The organism is Bacteroides sp. M10, assembly GCF_014334015.1.
GTDB lineage: Bacteria > Bacteroidota > Bacteroidia > Bacteroidales > Bacteroidaceae > Bacteroides > Bacteroides intestinigallinarum.
This window is the reverse complement of the sequence record NZ_CP060488.1, coordinates 4501670-4519537: the sequence shown is the minus strand read 5'-3', so window position 1 is coordinate 4519537 and position 17868 is coordinate 4501670. Positions and strand designations below refer to the sequence as shown.

Sequence of the window (17868 nt, the reverse complement as noted above, 5' to 3'; positions counted from 1 at the left end):
TAGATTTATTGCCATTCTGCATATTGAGTTACTGCACCGTTATTATCCAACTCTGCCTGTGGCATTGGGAAACGATACATCTTAGTCGGGAAATTACGATCTTTATCGTCACATTGTGTATAAATGTAAGTGAAAGATCCATTTGCATTTTGCTCTATTTTCATTCCATGAAGACGAATACCGGTAAATGCTGTTGCAGATAATTTCCAACGCCGCATATCCCAATAGTAATGTCCTTCGTATGCAAGTTCCACTTTACGTTCCTGACGGATGGCTTTTATTAAATCATTACCGCTTTTGTCTGTGTAAGATAAGCCTACTCTGTTACGAATATCTTTAATATCTTTATTTGCCTTATCCGTATAGCCATTCAAATGATAGCAGGCTTCTGCATGATTCAATAAGACTTCTGCATAACGAATTTCCGTCCATGGCTGCGTACTGGCTTGTATGGAAGTAAAGTTGTGATCCTCGTCTACCAGTTTGCGCAAATAGTATCCGGTGGTAGAACGCCCTTCCGGCTTCGCATCCGTTTTCCATGCAGCCCAACCATCAGTGCCGTTTACGAAAGATTCTATAGTTCTACCTTTCCATGTTGCTCCATTATAAAGAATGGTAGCTTTAAAGCGCGGTTCCAGCTTATCGTAAGGAGGAGTAGCTGTAGTACCTTCAGTAGTATGCCATGCACTCCAATCAGGGAAGCCACTGCCATCTGCATATTCATACGATTCAACCATTTCTTGTGTTGGGGTACCAAATCCTCCGGTCATGGAGTTACCATCCAATGCTTTATCACCTCCAGGAGTCATATATCCATCAAAGTCATGAGTCACAGTAGAACTTTTATCATAACAATATTGTAAAATGGCTTCTTTGCTTCCCGCTTTAAAGGCATTTGAATAGTCTTCTTTTGCTTCCAGTTCATAGCCCATTGCCATCACCTTTTCAGCTGCGATGCGAGCATCATCCCATCTTTCAGCATACAACATAGCTCTTGACAACATTGCATAAGCAGCTCCGCTGGTTAGACGTCCGTTAGGAGTTTTATCGACAGGCAAATGTTCGCCAGCATACTTCAAATCATTATATACAAAGTTCCATCCATCGGCTTCCGAACTAACCGGCATATCCTTTTGGATATTATCCAAGTTCTCATCGTATATGATAACTTCTTTATAACGTTTTAATAAATCTGTATAGAGATATCCTCTGAAAAAACGCATTTCAGCTTCCAGGCGTTCTTCATCAGTCTGATTAAATGAAGCATACTTCTTTAATTTGTTGATACCTTCATTGACGCGGCGCACGTACTCGTACATAGTACCCCAGTTACCTAAATAAGTACTAACATAATTCACCGTAAGAACAGAGCCTCCATAAGCAATTTCACTGGGTATTTGACATTTGGCCATATAGTTGTAAGAACCATATTTAAGCTGATCCGTCAAAGCTTCTGTCATTCCTGCCAAACATTGTCCGTCCCGATAGACTCCTAAATAATCTATATAGCGATAGAAATCGTTGACTGCTTGCTCTGCATAGTCAAGTTTACTCCATACAAGTTTATCTGATGCTCTGTCTGTTGGAGTCATGTCCAGATAATCGCTACATGAGCCAAGCCCTAAAGAGGCTCCCAACAATATGATACTTAATACTTTTGTTTTCATAATAGAACTTTTAAAGGTTTAGAAAGTCAAAGTTATACCGCCCATAATGGTGCGTTGTTGAGGATAGTATCCGTTATTTACTCCCGGAGATTCAGGATCGATTCCATCAGGAAGACCGCAAATCGTGAATAAATTGGAACCTTCTACATAAATTCTTAGATTCTGAATACCTACGGGGCTCATCCATTTTTTGGGGAATGTATAACCTAATTGCGCAGATTTGAGACGAAGGTATCTACCATTACGCAGCCAGAAAGTGGAAGCTAGTCCATTATCTCCTCCATGCCCCTGATTGCCCAGCGTAAGTCGGGGGAATGTTCCATTCGGGTTTTCTACTGTATATGCATTCTGAACCAAGTATAATGGTGAGTTGGCACCTTCTTTAAATGCTTGTGTCCAAACAGTGTTGTCGTCATAGCCATTATAATAAGTACCTGTCAATGATACGTCGAACAATGCACCTCCGGTAAATTGTGCACTTAAATCGAATCCATTCCAGGCACAATTTAAGTTCAAACCATAAGTTAGTTCCGGACGATTACCACGTCCAACACGTGTTCTATCATCTTCGTCTATTTTACCATCACCATTCAAATCTTTATACTTGATATCACCTACATTAGGACGGGTGCCATACCAGGCTGAATTGTCTATTTCTTCTTCCGAACGGAATAGACCATCTGCAATCCACACAACAGAGGCATCTACACTGCGTCCTGTACGTTTTCTCCATTCTACTGTATTAGGACTATCCGGATAGCGGAGGTAGCGGTTTCTTGCAAATGTCAGATTGAAGCTCGCACCATAAGAGAATGGCTTACCTGCCAAATTTAATTTATTACGATGACTCACCGTTACTTCAACTCCTTTGCTATCTACCTTATTGTAATTGGCATAAGTATAATAATATCCTCCCATGGATGGTGGATAATCACCTCCCATTGCTGTCAGGATATCGTAGGTGTAATTATAAAATGCATCGAATTCTACACCTAACAGACCATTCCACATGGTAAAATCAAAACCTGCATTGTAGGTTAAAGTGTTCTCCCAAGTCAGAGTAGGATTGGCAATTACAGAGGCGCGTAATGCTTGCATTACTTTTCCATTCAGAATTGTCTGGTATGCATTTTTGTTGCTATCCATCAAATTGTAAGTACTAAGGAAAGCATACGGACTCACTGCATCGTTTCCTAATAAACCGACAGATGCACGTATCTTCATATCATCCAGAAATGTCAGACTAGACATAAAATCTTCTTTAGATATTCTCCACGCTACTGACGCTGACGGGAAGAATGCCCAACGTTTCCCACTAACATTGCCGGCAAATTTGTAAGAACCATCATATCGACCTGTAAACTCTGCCAAATACTTATTGTCATAGTCATATTTCAAACGAAAAACATAACCAATACTACGGTTTGCATCACTGTATCCCGAGATTGGAGAGTCTGCCGGTTGTCCAAAGCTCAATTCTGGTAGTTCAGAGAAACTCATGTTCTTATTATAGCCGGAGAAACTGTTTTCTTTATAATCCCGGATTTCTGCCAATACCATTGCTTCTACATTATGTTTTCCGAAGGAGCTTGCATAGTTTATACTTCCTTGGCCTACCATTTGATGAGAACTATACTGTCCTTCACCTAAATTTATTCCATTTGCTGTGCCGCGAGGATCGTCTGCTTTAGACCAAGTCCAATCTGCTGTCGAAGTCGGCATTTTATGTATATATGTGGAGTAAGGCGTATTCAAATTCTTATTATGAGAAGTTGTATAGTCATAAGCTCCGGTTACTTTTACACTCAAACCTTTAACCCAAGGCACATTGTATTGCAATGAGATGTTGGTCTGCAAATCAAAGCTATTGGTATGCTTGTATCCGGATTCATAAATAGCAGCCAACGGACTGTTGGGCAGACTTGTGTTATTCTGTGTAGTAGCAGTATAAAGTCCGTCATATGTTTCCGGCAAATAGGGATGCATCATTATAGTCTGATGAGCTACTGACAACCAACCTTGTTCACCCAATTCGGAATTAGAATCCGTACCGCCTGAAGCATATCCCGGAGTTTCACGTTTACCGACATTTCCTGCAATACCTAAACTTAACTGGAAGTTCTTAGCCAGTTGAGTCTCAAGATTAGTTCTTAAATTGTATCTCTTGTAAGAGAAATTGTCAATGTTACCTTTTTGACCTAAATAACCCACAGAAGCAAAGTAACGCATCTTATCACTACCTCCCTGTATTGTTACATTGTGTTTCTGATTAATACCGGTTCCGAATACTTTATCAATATAGTTAACATTATCCCATCCGTCAGTAGGATCACCATTCAACATAGCTTCCACATTCGCCTTTGTAAAAACGGGATTATATTGACTAATGTTTGAAATGCTTCCATTAGCCATTTTATCCATCATGTCAGCCATATTATAATAATATGCAAATTGAGGTCCATTCATAAACTGCGGGAAGTTTGCATTCATAGATGCTCCTATTGAACCATTATAAGTGATTTTGGATTTTCCTTCCTGACCTTTTTTTGTAGTTATAATAATAACACCACCGGCTCCTTTTAATCCATAAACAGCTGCAGAAGCTCCATCTTTCAAAACAGATACACTTTCGATATCATTAGGGTCAATATCATTAATAGAACGAGGCATTCCGTCTACTATATAAGTAACATTATAAATAGAGCCACGAACTCGTAATGTAGCCTGATCGTCTCCGGGTTCACCAGATACTTGAACAGATGAAATACCTGGCAAACGTCCACCTAAAAGACTCGACACATTGGTTGCCGGTGCTTTCAGCAGTTCGTCGCCTTTCACCGCAGATACGGCTCCGGTTAAAGATTGCTTCTTGGCAGTACCATATCCTACCACAATCACTTCATCCAAAGCTGCCACGTCATCTTTCATAACCACATTAATGGTCGTCTGACCTGCTACCTTTATTTCCTGATCTGACATTCCAACATATGAGAATGATAAAATGTCTTTTGCGGTGGCCTGAATGCTATATTTTCCATTTACATCTGTAATAGTGCCATTAGTAGTTCCTTTTACGACAACACTTACTCCTGGTAGCGGTTCTCCTATACCATCAGTAACAGTTCCTTTCACTAAACTCTGTGCATGACTACTGATAGCACATGCAAATAGCGCGCAGATTGAAAACATAAATATTTTCAATATACGAGAGTTCTTCTTGATTTTTGAGTTAAACTCTGTCATAGAATTAATTTTTAGATTATTAATATAGATTGGTTAACATATCCATTATTGTTTATAGCTGTTCCAATACTTTCCAGCATTGGTATAACCCTCTTGGTACATGGAAACATCCTTTCCATTTTCCTCCTTTGAGTGGTAGTAGCACTTCACCTCTCCGATTTAAGTATCCATACCATTCGGGATGCTCTTTATCTTTAAAATGGGTCCATGTATAATCGTGTACTTTTTCAAACCATTCCAGACATTGGTTATCTCCGGTCAATTGATAGCCTTTCAGCAGTGAGATAAGTGTTTCAATATGTACCCACCAAAGTTTTTGGTCCCATTCCAACTGTTGGGGAGGATAGCCATTACGGTCCATAAAATAATAGATACCTCCATATTCTTTGTCCCAACCATATTCAAGCATTGTAAGAGTGATGTTCTTAGCCTTTTCGATTAATTCCGGACGGTTCAGGCGTTTCCCTAAATCCATTATAAACCACATGGCTTCAATCGCATGGCCAGGGGTAATCTGCCGTCCTTCAAAGCAATCTATCAGATTACCATTCACATCTACATTCTCAACAATGATACCACCAAGTTCGGGACGATAGAAAACAGACATAACTTCATGAATACAAGTATCCATCGCTTGTTCCAAATAGTCCTTGCCTAAAATATGCTCAATTTCCATAGCAAGATTGCATAGTATCATCGGCAGGGCAAAATTTTTTAGATTACGAGTGCCCGGATGAAGTTTATTCCATTTACCTTTCGGATTATCTACTTTGGAAAGGATAATATCGAAGGTTTTCTTGGCAATGTCAGCATATTCCTGATTACCGGTTGCAAGGCTTAATTGCCCGAAAGCCATGGCAGCGAATGTATACGAAAAGATATTGTATGGTTCTACCAATGGTCTACCCGAACGGTCAAGTGAAAAGTACCAGTTATAGTCTCCATCATGTCCGTATCTTTTTAAAAATTCACCACCTTGAACGGCACAATCCAGCCATTCCTTACGTTTTTCCACTTTATTGTAAAGCATAGAGAACATCCACACTTCGCGGCCTTGCAGCCAGATAAATTTATCTGTATCGAAAACCCTTCCTTCACGATCCAAACAGGTGAAGTAGCCACCATACTCATGGTCTTGTGAGTTCTCAAGCCAGAAAGGAAGAACATTATCCAAGAGTTCATCCTTGTATTGATTTGCCAGTTTCTTAAAATCCATACATCTTTTATTATTAAGTTATTAAGGTCTTTTTGTTTTACTATTCCGAACGGGTCCAATATCTTTCAATCTCTTCCAGCGACTTCCCGGTGGTCTCCGGCACGAGTTTCCAGACAATCAGTATATACGGTACGCACATAACGGCGAACAGGAAGAATGTTCCGGCGGGGGTAAGGTTCTGGAGCATCCAGGGGGTTAACTGTCCGATCAGGTACGTTCCGATCCACAGAGCAAATCCTGCTATCGACATGGCCAGTCCGCGAACCTTGGTGGGATACATCTCCGAGAGGAGCACGAACACCACGGCACAGATAGACACGGCACAGCAGAATACATAGAACAGGAAGAAAACGAGCAGGAAGAGGCTGGATACTCCCAGGGAATCTCCGAAGAGGAAGTACAGGCCGATGAGAATCAGAGAAACAACCATTCCCGAAACTCCGTAATAAACAAGTTTCTTGCGGCCTACCTTATCAATGATGACAAGAGCCAGAACGGTGGTCAAAGTATTGACTAGTCCTACCAGAACTTGGTAAAAAAGAGAATCTCCTCCTGAAAGTCCTGCGTTTTCAAAGATAGAAGGGCCATAATAAAGTACTGCGTTCACACCCATAAACTGTCCTAAAATCGCAATACACACACCGATAATAACAGCTTTGAAGATTCCAGGCTTCATCAATAAAGACCATTCCGATTTTGTTTCAGAGGTCAGCACAGATTTCGTTTCATTTAATTGACTTTTCGCTTCTGTAATCGAATTATATATTTTCTCTAATATATTTACAGCTTTCAATTCCTTTCCACGTACGATTAACCAGCGGGGACTTTCCGGAATAAAAAATATGATAATGAAGAATAAGATTGCCGGCAATGTTTCCATACCCAACATACCTCTCCATACTTCAGTTATAAATATTTTATTCAACCAATCCACACTTAATTGCGTACCACTCTCCGCCCATGCCAATAATTGATAGTTAACTAAATAAGCTCCCAAAAAACCAACTGTTACAGCCAACTGATACAATGACACCAAACGTCCTCTATACTGCGCTACAGCTAGTTCTGATATATAAAGAGGAGAAACAATGGACACAACCCCTATTCCTACTCCACCTATAATCCGATAAACTACCAATTGGGCAAAATCAGCTGATAGAGCACATCCTAGAGCTGATGTGGAAAACAACACAGCTGATATAACCATCGTAAGTTTTCTTCCTAACTTATCGCTTAAGATTCCAGCAAAAAGAACACCTACGATAGAGCCTACTAAAGCACATCCTACATACCATCCCTGTTGTAGTGCATCTAATTGAAAAAGTTGAGTCACTTGGGCAATTGTTCCTGATATAACTGCGGTATCATATCCGAACAAGAAGCCTCCTAATGCTGCCACAACAGAAAGGAATATAAGATAACCAAAATTGATTGTAGACTTCATAACATTTATTTTATTTCAAAATATTCTTTATATCTGTCATATAAATGACCAGCTTGCAGATAGGCTGATTGCGGACTCATAAAATGAGAAAATTCAAAAGTAATAGCCTTATCATATCCGGCACGTTTGGCTGCTTCCAGCTTCATCCGAAGTTTATCAAACTTAATGGGTAGAAAACGAATAGGCATATCGCGGTCAAAAGATTCGGCATTTGTCCAGCATTGCATACCATACTTATCTGCTAATTTTTTATTGACAGAAAAGAAAGCGTCCAATTCATCATAATCAATATGCCCATCTTGAAATGCACATGCATCTACCACATCATGAATTCCATCAAAAATTTCATCCCATTCTTTTTCGTGTTGTTGTACAGAAACGGCATCTTCTTTAGTCATTTTTGTCGTTCCCATGATTGCTTTTTTTCCATCAATCCAAGGCGATATAAAAGTCGGTAATCCATTAGATATATCCTTACATTGTTTTCCTAATGCATGGAAAGCACCAATCGCCCCTTTCGTTGCTCGGCTTATTTCACCACTGATATACCATCCTCCAAAACTTTTATACTTGGAACCATAGTTTTTCCAAACCTCATCAATCACATATTTATTATCTTCTACTTCCCAGGTCATATCTCCTGTGTCCCAGTATTTACCCGAATCATATAATCCAAAATAGAATTTCATTCCATACTTTTCAGCTAAACGCAAAAACATATCCACCAAATCAACAGAAGGCATATAGCAACCTTTTTTCAGCAAATAAGGAGAAGGGAAAGTTACAAATTTACGATAGCCCGAACGGATCATTATTACCGTATCAATTCCTATATTCTTCATGTGCCGAAAATCCAGGTCCCATTCTTTCTCACCCCAATTCTGATGTGGAATATCATGCGATATCTCATCCAGGAAAGTTCCGGTAATTTTTAATCCATTGTTTTTAGGAACAATGAGTTTACTTTCCAGACCATCGGTTGCCACTATTGTACTAGCATTAGCTTTTGAAGTACAAGATTCAAACAATGTTGGCACAGCCAAAGCCGACGCACCAGCCAATGTAGCTTTTTTTAGAAAATTTCTTCGATCTAATGTTTTCATATTAGTTTAATTAAAACAGCTGTTAACATTTATGTTTTTATTACCTATTGAATATACTGTCCTGTAATATCTATTTTTTTATTATTGAAAGGATCTAATATCTGATCTATCAAAATAGCCATTTCACTCCGTAGAATATTTCGGTTCATATTTAAATCTTTCAAGCCAAATTCATTCCAGATTTCTTCGACCCTACCCTTCTTCAACTCAATACTTTCTTTTTCAGCAATCCCTTCTATCATCTCTACCGCTTTCTGAATTGATATGGTATTATTACCTTCAAAAACTTGCTTATCAACAAAAGGATACACATCTCTTAGCCCTTCCAACTCATTCGCCAACAACAAAGTATCTGCTCTAAACCACGTTTGATTTGCCCAGTCAACACTTTTACCTATACCTTTCAAAATTCCAGTAGAGCCTACACGCTGTAATGATTTAAACATTGGATGATCCATTGCAACATCTAAATAAGGCAATAAATATCCTTTCGCATCCAGAATTGCATTTTGCACTTCCCGAACAGACACTTCACTAATATTCTTATTTTCTTTCACTGCAAGAGCTGCCAATGCTCCCGCTGCCTGTCCAATCTGCATTACCATAGGTTGCAAGCGAGTGGTACCATTAATTATATTGGAAACGGATATTGATTTTTCAGCAACAATTAAACCTTCAACATCTTTCGGAATCAGGGTTCCTAAAGGCAAACCATACGAAGGTACCGGATGAAAATAGAGGTTAGGCAATTCTTCATATCCATGATAACGGGTATGATGATGATCTACTGGATAATTTCCAACAGCGATACAAGTGCGATAAAGTGGTTGAGACTGGTTGAACGGTTCACAAACATGATTTAAATTAAAACGAACCAATCCATGGATTCTTCTTGACTCCCTATGATAAGGGATAAATGGCAGTTTGTCGACGGTAGGATATTCATCATCAGCCAATCCCAATGTATTAAAGCCTAACTCATGTTGAAGGAAATAAACAAAACACATTGTATAATGCTTGGCATATTTCAATGCTTCTTCACGTTCCTCGCGAGTCATTTCAATCAGGTTAACATAATAATCATTGCCTTCTATTGGCCAATTTATCATATACTTATTATTAGGAAGCTTCCCATATGTTATCATCATTTCCTTAGACCATACACGATCCGGTTCTTTAGGTGTGATACACACAGGACTGGCGCACGCACAAGCAAATTCATCTTTATTGTATCCTTCAGGACAAGGAATCGTCACATCCTTACCGTAATCTTTCAAGGTTGCAACGTATGTAATATCCTGGACTATATTATTTTTCTCTTCCGGGGCAATATCTTCTTTAGTATCATGACGGCTTTCCATGCCGATATCATATTTCACACCGCACATTTTTGCTATATCACCCAACTCCGTACCATCAATCAAAATTTTAGCAGATACCTTTTTAATCGTATTATCCTTCATCTGAATTTGGGCAATCCAAGAATCATCTTTTCTTTCCAATTTTACCAAAGTAGCATTATGCCATACTTTTAAGTTTTTCTCTACACCAACCATCTCATGGAAAATTTTATTTCCAACTGAAGGTTCAAACAATACTCCACTCACCCAACCAGTTTTTAAAGAATCAAGTCCTCCATAATAATCTGCTAAATGTCCGCGAAACTCACCAAACAAACCAGCCGGCAAATCATAATTTCCATCAACAGCACTTACACCTGCGGAAGTAAGCATTCCCCCCAACCATTCTGTTTCTTCCACTATCAATGTCTCAACTCCCATTCGAGCAGACTGAATACCAGCAGTTACGCCACTGGCACCCCCACCAATAATTAACACATCAACAGAATCATCAGAACGAGAGCATGCCGTAAAACATAAAGCAAACAATAGACACAAACCTAAAAAATAGTTTCTCATATTAAATTCATTTAAGGATACAGACTTTTATTAATAATATCACGGCACAAATATAGCTATATTTATTAAATAAACAATAGATAATAAAATATTTTATTAATAAAATCAGTATTGACAGTATAATTAATTAATAGAAGGGGGAATTAGTTCATAAATCATCATATTCCATTTATTATACCCATAATCGATCACCCCTATATTACCCTGTATGTAAACTCATTAGATAGCATATGTATAGTATGGCATCCAAGACATTCTAATTTTCAAGGTTCTAAAACCGTAAATTAATAAAAAAATTAATTATCTTTGTATGAATTACCAAATAAGCATAGTTATGAACCAACAATTCTTGAAAGAAATAGAAAAGGGCTCTAAAAGCGCTCTCGTCAAAAAGAGAATTATTACACATTATATATATAATGGCAGTTCTACAATTCCCGATCTTTCAAAAGAGCTGGATTTGAGTGTACCAACCGTCACCAAATTTATTGGCGAAATGTGTGATGACGGATATATTAATGATTATGGAAAATTGGAGACTAGCGGCGGACGCCATCCAAACCTTTATGGACTTAATCCCGAATCCGGTTACTTTTTAGGTGTAGACATTAAAAGATTCGCCGTCAATATCGGCCTGATAAATTTTAAAGGCGATATGGTGGAACTGAAAATGAATATACCTTATAAATTTGAGAACTCAATTGAAGGGATGAATGAGTTATGCAAACATATTCTCAATTTTATAAAGAAACTTACTATTAATAAAGAGAAGATCTTAAATATTAATGTCAATGTATCGGGACGTGTAAATCCTGAATCAGGATATAGCTTCAGCCAGTTTAATTTTGAGGAGAGACCATTAGCAGATGTATTATCCGAAAAATTAGGATATAAAGTGACTGTTGACAATGATACGCGTGCCATGACCTATGGAGAATATATGCAAGGCTGTGTAAAAGGAGAAAAAGATATCATTTTTGTAAATGTGAGCTGGGGAGTAGGGATTGGAATTATTATTGATGGGAAGATCTATACTGGAAAATCCGGTTTCTCCGGTGAGTTTGGACACATGAGCGCTTATGATAATGAAATAATCTGCCATTGCGGCAAAAAAGGATGCCTGGAGACAGAAGCCTCCGGTTCAGCACTGCATCGCATTTTATTGGAACGTATTCAGAGCGGAGAAAGCTCCATACTATCGACTCGAGTCACCACAGAAGAAAATCCGATTACTCTTGACGAGATAATTGCTGCCGTGAATAAAGAAGACCTGCTTTGCATTGAAATTGTAGAAGAAATCGGGCAGAAACTAGGAAAACAGATTGCCGGACTAATCAACATCTTCAACCCGGAACTGGTAATTATAGGTGGAACTTTATCTCTGACTGGCGATTATATCACCCAGCCCATAAAAACAGCTGTACGCAAATACTCACTCAATCTGGTGAATAAGGATTCAGCCATTATAACATCCAAATTGAAAGATAAAGCTGGCATTGTTGGTGCTTGCATGCTAGCACGCAGCAGAATGTTTGAAAGCTGATTATCTTCTACGCTGGGAGAAAAAGTTATCTATAAAGCGAACGATATAGACTACTGCTACTCCGGCAACAACTAAAACAATAATACGACTCAACATAGATTACATTTTTATATTTCACATCTATTACATACACCGGATTTTCCTTTCATAGGAAACTGGATATTTTGTAAAAATTAGAACGCTGATTATTAATTAATAATCAGCGTTCTAATTTGAGAGCCGCTAGCCAGACTTGAACTGGCGACCTACGCGTTACGAAGTCCCGTGTAGCAGCCCCATTATTATACTGATTACTAACATATTAACTACTCTTTTCTAAGCTTTTCAAAAAACAATCTACTATACAATTGCTATTTTTAAGGTAGAATTGAAATGTTAATAATATATTTTATAAAGTTGACTAATAAAATTTGAATCCTATTTAAAGTCCCTTACATCATAGCTAGTTCCATCTATAAAGATGGAATTTCCAATTGTAGTGAATGAAACTTGCTCTCTTACCATTCCGCCATACGAATTCTTTGCCCCGTAATCTAATTCCCAATTCACTGTATATTCTCCATCTTTAGTATATTTCTCGTCATATACCGTAAAAGAGTCAGGGTCCTTTAATATATGTTTAAAATACGCTTTGTATATTCTTCTACCATTCGATACACTTTCATCACAAGACGATAATGATACTAATAGAATAGCCATCATTAATAATAAAATCTTTTTCATTATGTCTATTTATTTAGTTTGTTTTTTAATTCATTGAATAAATCGGGATTTTCAAGCTCTATCCAGTAGTATTTTTTATATCTATCTCGGTCAAAACTTTGTCTCTTCTCATAGATGATTAGGCATTGTTTATCACAAAGGACTATTACACTAGATTCAAGAAGACAAGCGTATGAGCGAGCCTGCAAAAATGCTTCTTCTATCTCCTGGTTATTCTTCATGTAAAGTTTTGCCTCAATCAGAACTTTGGCTTTTTCTTCATTCGGCTTATTGTTATAATGCAGAGCATAGTCGGGAAATATCCGATGCCCGCGTCCTGCATGTATCGGTAATTGCCGAATGAAATCCTTGTTTTCGTACCATCCCATAGAGTTAAGCAATGGTTCTAACAATTGCTGCTCCACGTCTCGTTCTATTTCTATATTTACATTCTTTGGCATAGTGGGAGCATATAGTTTCGGTAGCGTATCAGTATCAAATCCTTTTGCCTTTATCACCCGTAGAAGTTCGGAATAATCTTCGCTACTCATCCTCCACCCGTTTACGCCTTGGAACTTCTTTCTGATAAGTGAATGTTTTGAAAAGTATTCGTCGGCTTGTAGTTCTTTCAGGCTGATATGAGGAATGTCGATTCTATTGCCAATATAGATACATCCATAATATTGAAATAGTGGATCTATTACACCATTCGTAAACGATGTCTCTATACATGTGATTGCACTGACCGGAGATGTTTCATAATGGACAAGAATATCTCCTTTTGCTGTATCGGGATTTGATTGCCAAAATTTTGAATCTAAAGATTTATCTTCTGGGTATAATCTGCCACCTATAAACCATGCTTGTGATGGCTTGGGAATATCTGTTTTCTCATTTTGGATGTTATGGGGGGCAAAGTCATACAGAAAAGCCCATAATTCTTCTGGAGATAATCCATTTTCTTTCCTGAATTCATAAAAGACTTCACATAATTCCCAATAATAAATGTACCTTCCTTTATAATTGATCCTGTTAGGTATATTGGGAAGGTCTATATTAAAATAGTCTGCTATTTTGTTTAACTCGAATATCCGGCAAAGAAATAGGTACGGAAAGAAATATTCGGATGCGAACCGTGATAGGACATAAGATATAGGCTGAATGATTCCAAGTATATTCTTGAAGTCATTAGCTGGAAGCCATTGTTTCTCTTCTAGCCTTATACCTAATGTGGCAAGTGATATATATAAATCTTTTGCTTCATCCAATGAAGTGGGTTGGTCATAATCAGATACGCCATAGCAATATATGTTCTCCAACCAATCGTTATATAAATCTTCAGAGATAAAATAAGCATGGGGACAATAACGACTAAACAGGATATATCCTTTTGCATCTGAAAAGAATTGTATCATTTCTTTTCCAATGGTTGTTTGCTTGTATAAGTTCCATGTATATTGGTTGAATTTCATAGTATTAGCTTATGATTAAAGCTGATTTCGTTTAATCTTCCCTTTTATTATAAACATGGAAAGAATATCTTCCTTGTTTATTTTGGTATCTCCTTTGTAATTAGGGTTGCTTGCTCGAAGAATGATTTTACTTTCATCGTCACTATAATGTATTTGCTTAATTGTACGTAGATCGTTTGCATTACTATTGGTAACGATGAGATAGGCTTCTCCCCATTGAATCACATCAAAATTGAAGATTTGCTTTACAGCTACTATTTCCCCAGCACAGTACTGTGGGTACATTGAATCACCAACGACCGGAATATAAGCGTTGCAGTCATTGAAGTGCTCGTAGTCAATATAAAAGGTTGGGTTTTCTGGTGTTTCCATATTCATTGATAGTATTGAGCAAGAAGCTTCTATATCTTCAAAATATGGAACTCCTTTGCCGTTTGTGTTTGTGGGGAGATGTTCATTTGCTGGAAACGGGACACCTTTGCCACTGATAAGCCAATCAAGGCTTAGACCTTTTAATGCATCTGCATTTGCTATACTGCTAATGATTTCAAAGGATGGTTTACTTTGACGCTCCCCTATAATAGTATTCATAGTTGGTTGTTTCACGTCTACACTTCTGCAAAATGCGCTCGTGTTTCCCTCAAACCTCTCATTGATAATACATTGTATTCTTTCGTTGATTGTGCTCATAAATTCATATAGTTAAATAATGCAAATGCATTGAATAATTAATGCAATATCATTTGTAACATGATGCAAATGCATTATATTTGCATCATCAATCAATCACGAAGCAAAGGTAGCGTATTGAGTTGAGTAATGCAATAGTACATACATATTAAAATACACGATTATGAGCACGAATTTTAAAAATCAGATGAAAGAGGTCATGAGCCTTGCTTGGCAAATGGTTAAGAAGAACGGTTTTTCAATGTCAGAAGCTTTGAAAACAGCCTGGACTAATTCGAAGCTGAAAGCTGAAATGAAAAAACGGATCGTAAAGTTCTACTTTCAGAAAATCGATGGTTCTGTACGTGAAGCATACGGTACTCTTTGCGAAAAATACATGCCCACAGTAACCGGTACTGATAAAAGGGCTAAGAACGACACCGTTCAGACTTATTTCGATACAGAAGTAGGTGAGTTCAGATGCTATAAGAAAGCTAACCTTTTAAAAATTGCATGATTATGACACACTACGAATTAGAACAAGGCTTGAATGCCTTATACAAAGACTTGGATAATATTCAGAATATGGATGAAGAAACAGTCCGTAGAGTTTACAATGTGGATTGCAAGGCTGACATCATAGAAGTTATCGAAGAAGAAATTGATACCTATGAAGCCATCCTTTCAGGGCCAGATACAGGTGAAGATAATGATATGGATTATGATGCCCTTTGTCTGATTCAAGGCTTAAGCAGATACGCATAATACACGATTATACAATGCCCGTCCGGTCTCGATACCGGGTACAATCCGTAGAAGGTATGGCGGGCGCAATATATAACGGATTTTTCGTCCGTGCGCATAATGGTAAGCCTTCGGGCACATAGCAGACAGCGAAGTTAATCGGCTACAGGCAGTAACCACCGACACGTTCACAAGGTTCTAAACGAAAGATTCAAGTTGTAAGTATGACTTTTAAATTTTCTTTCAGTAGAAATTCAACGATATATTGCCCGTCCAGTCTCGATTCTGGGTACAACTGTCTAAAAGGTTGGCGGGCACAAATTTTAAATTATACGATTATGTCACATTATTATTCAAAAGTAGATGCAGATAGTTTATTATCGCTAGTGAATGCATCTGATTGCGTAGAGTATTTCGATACATCTAGTTTGGTTTCTGAAATGGATGAAACAGAAATCCTAAATCAGATAAACGAAGATACCATAATTAGTTATCTCGAAGACAAGGGCTTTAAAGTAGAAAAGGAGGATTAAAATGAAGTTAATCCAGTTTGTTTTATCCATAATTTTAGCTTTGTGTGCTATTGGTATGCTATACGGGGCAATAACGACATCTAGCCCCATGAAATTAATATCTATTATTATAATGGGTATTATATGTATCGGTTCTTTCGCCTTTGTCAGAATAGCCTATACAGAATTACACGAATAAGTTCAAATTAAATAAGTAATGAATATGAGAACAATAAAATTCAGAGGTAAAAACTTATATAATAACGAATGGATATTTGGTGACTTGATTCAGTACGAAAGTGGTGAAATGGCTATTTTCAGCAAGAAACTTTCCCAATATGGATGCGAAGCTACTGAAATGTTTAATAGAAGTAAGGTAGAAACTACAACTGTGGGACAATTCACAGGCTTATTCGACAAAAACGGCAACGAAATCTATGAAGGGGATATAATCAGCGTAAACGGTAAATACCCCAAATTGGTGAGATATATAGATGATTATGCTTGTTTTTGTTTAGCCAACATAAAAGACCTGGACGAAAAAATGGACACAGGTTATTGGCATCAAGTATCTCCCGGTTGGTGGAATTCATCAAAACGAATAATTAAAGTACTTGGTAATATTCATGATAATCCCGAATTAATTGACTAATAACAGAATAAGAAATGAATAAAATTAAAAAAGAATATTTGGTCAATGTAGATATGCGTTGGTCGATAGACTACGAAGTAAAAGCCTGTTCAGAGACAGAAGCAAAACGCCTCGCATGGGAGAAATTCAAAAAGAATCTTCCTAAGAAATGTTTCGAGATCTTGGCAGATAAAAAATAATCTTCAATATAAATTAGATAAAATGAACTATGAGGTAGAAGAGGTACATATAAGTACAATTCAAGCCGGAGACACTATTTTACATACAGACGGACTGATAAGAACAGTTGGCAATGTGAATATCCGACACAGCTCCTTTAAGGGTATTACTCTTTTTGGTGATTCTTATCACCTAGGAAATGCTCTTGTCAAACGTTTAAGAATAATAACCGTTAAATAAGAATAGAAATGAATGAAGCATTAGAACTGCAAATTAAGCGGTTAGAGTTTTGTCGTGACTGTATCGTACTTGATTACGATGCCGGGAGAGAAGAATACAATCGCCTTGAAAGGATGATTGAAGAATTGAAACAACTAAAATCCAAACAGACATCCGCAAAAAGGTAGACCGATAATCTGGCATAAGGTTCCTGCAATAAGTCAGTACTGTGAGTAAGGGAAACCAGCCGGGCGGATTCTGAAAAATATAGTAGTTTTTATCGTGTTTTATTTTGTGTTTGTGTTGTACTGGTGCGCGGTCTGTGAAGATAGTGCACCTTTTTTATTTGAAGGAATGGCGGAATTGGCAGACACGATAAAGCTTGGCATTCCCGGTTCGAGTCCGGGTTCCTTCACAAAGTTTATTTTATGTTTAACCAATGATGCCGACGAAAAGGACGTCGTAGGGTTTAAGCCCCTGTATTTATTTGATTTTTAAATGTTCTGCATCTATCCCGGTGTCCGTTGATTCGGTATCCGGGAACAAAGTAGCTCGTGAGAGTGAACAGAAGTTTTATTCGTAATTATAGTTTTTACCTCAAGTT

Annotated in this window: 16 protein-coding genes and 1 tRNA gene; 8 read left to right on the top strand and 9 right to left on the bottom strand. The window is 37.7% G+C overall.

The genetic code is table 11. The annotated features are described in order from the left end of the window. Window positions 1-5 precede the first annotated feature (5 nt). The 6 genes from H8796_RS16400 to H8796_RS16375 are packed head-to-tail and all read right to left on the bottom strand — an operon-like array spanning window position 6 to window position 10592. Window positions 6-1667 (bottom strand): RagB/SusD family nutrient uptake outer membrane protein, encoded by a 1662-nt coding sequence (locus H8796_RS16400; RefSeq protein ID WP_117937996.1) that lies wholly within the window; start codon window positions 1665-1667, stop codon window positions 6-8. A gap of 18 nt (window positions 1668-1685) precedes the next feature. Then, entirely contained in the window at window positions 1686-4910 is a 3225-nt protein-coding gene (locus H8796_RS16395; RefSeq protein WP_117937994.1) for a TonB-dependent receptor, read from the bottom strand. A gap of 52 nt (window positions 4911-4962) precedes the next feature. Beyond that, window positions 4963-6126, bottom strand: a complete 1164-nt coding sequence (locus H8796_RS16390; protein WP_187343831.1) for an AGE family epimerase/isomerase — start codon at window positions 6124-6126, stop codon at window positions 4963-4965. 40 nt (window positions 6127-6166) lie between these two features. Further along, complete coding sequence (locus tag H8796_RS16385; RefSeq protein WP_187343830.1) at window positions 6167-7570, bottom strand: sugar porter family MFS transporter; 1404 nt, start codon at window positions 7568-7570, stop codon at window positions 6167-6169. Between the two features lie 5 nt (window positions 7571-7575). Next, window positions 7576-8673 (bottom strand): DUF4434 domain-containing protein, encoded by a 1098-nt coding sequence (locus tag H8796_RS16380; protein ID WP_117936895.1) that lies wholly within the window; start codon window positions 8671-8673, stop codon window positions 7576-7578. Between the two features lie 44 nt (window positions 8674-8717). Then, window positions 8718-10592 (bottom strand): FAD-dependent oxidoreductase, encoded by a 1875-nt coding sequence (locus H8796_RS16375; protein WP_117936897.1) that lies wholly within the window; start codon window positions 10590-10592, stop codon window positions 8718-8720. A 334-nt stretch (window positions 10593-10926) separates the two neighbouring features. Between H8796_RS16375 and H8796_RS16370 the strand changes: the two genes are divergently transcribed. Then, on the top strand, window positions 10927-12135 hold the full coding sequence (locus H8796_RS16370) for an ROK family transcriptional regulator (RefSeq protein ID WP_117936936.1): 1209 nt from the start codon (window positions 10927-10929) through the stop codon (window positions 12133-12135). A 417-nt stretch (window positions 12136-12552) separates the two neighbouring features. On the opposite strand, the gene H8796_RS16365 is transcribed toward H8796_RS16370, so the two are convergent. The 3 genes from H8796_RS16365 to H8796_RS16355 are packed head-to-tail and all read right to left on the bottom strand — an operon-like array spanning window position 12553 to window position 14900. Further along, on the bottom strand, window positions 12553-12858 hold the full coding sequence (locus H8796_RS16365) for a hypothetical protein (protein ID WP_055167860.1): 306 nt from the start codon (window positions 12856-12858) through the stop codon (window positions 12553-12555). 5 nt (window positions 12859-12863) lie between these two features. Then, the gene (locus H8796_RS16360) at window positions 12864-14309 is read right to left on the bottom strand and encodes a type I restriction endonuclease subunit R (protein WP_118299786.1); all 1446 of its coding nucleotides are present in this window, start codon (window positions 14307-14309) and stop codon (window positions 12864-12866) included. 15 nt (window positions 14310-14324) lie between these two features. Further along, window positions 14325-14900 carry a S24 family peptidase gene (locus tag H8796_RS16355; protein WP_182423827.1) on the bottom strand — a complete coding sequence of 192 codons (576 nt, stop codon included), beginning with the start codon at window positions 14898-14900 and terminating at the stop codon, window positions 14325-14327. A 262-nt stretch (window positions 14901-15162) separates the two neighbouring features. On the opposite strand from H8796_RS16355, the gene H8796_RS16350 reads away from it, so the two are divergent. From H8796_RS16350 to H8796_RS16320, 7 genes are all read left to right on the top strand, one after another. Beyond that, the gene (locus tag H8796_RS16350) at window positions 15163-15495 is read left to right on the top strand and encodes an SH3 beta-barrel fold-containing protein (protein WP_118299784.1); all 333 of its coding nucleotides are present in this window, start codon (window positions 15163-15165) and stop codon (window positions 15493-15495) included. Between the two features lie 2 nt (window positions 15496-15497). Further along, window positions 15498-15743 (top strand): hypothetical protein, encoded by a 246-nt coding sequence (locus H8796_RS16345; protein WP_118299783.1) that lies wholly within the window; start codon window positions 15498-15500, stop codon window positions 15741-15743. A 317-nt stretch (window positions 15744-16060) separates the two neighbouring features. Next, entirely contained in the window at window positions 16061-16255 is a 195-nt protein-coding gene (locus H8796_RS16340) for a hypothetical protein (RefSeq protein WP_118299782.1), read from the top strand. Between the two features lie 202 nt (window positions 16256-16457). Then, on the top strand, window positions 16458-16886 hold the full coding sequence (locus tag H8796_RS16335; protein ID WP_118299790.1) for a YopX family protein: 429 nt from the start codon (window positions 16458-16460) through the stop codon (window positions 16884-16886). A 14-nt stretch (window positions 16887-16900) separates the two neighbouring features. Then, window positions 16901-17065: a hypothetical protein gene (locus H8796_RS16330; protein ID WP_182423826.1), complete on the top strand. Its 165-nt coding sequence runs from the start codon at window positions 16901-16903 to the stop codon at window positions 17063-17065. Window positions 17066-17293: 228 nt separating this feature from the next. Next, the gene (locus H8796_RS16325; RefSeq protein WP_182423825.1) at window positions 17294-17452 is read left to right on the top strand and encodes a hypothetical protein; all 159 of its coding nucleotides are present in this window, start codon (window positions 17294-17296) and stop codon (window positions 17450-17452) included. Between the two features lie 160 nt (window positions 17453-17612). Then, window positions 17613-17679, top strand: a tRNA-OTHER gene (locus H8796_RS16320). Window positions 17680-17868 lie beyond the last annotated feature (189 nt).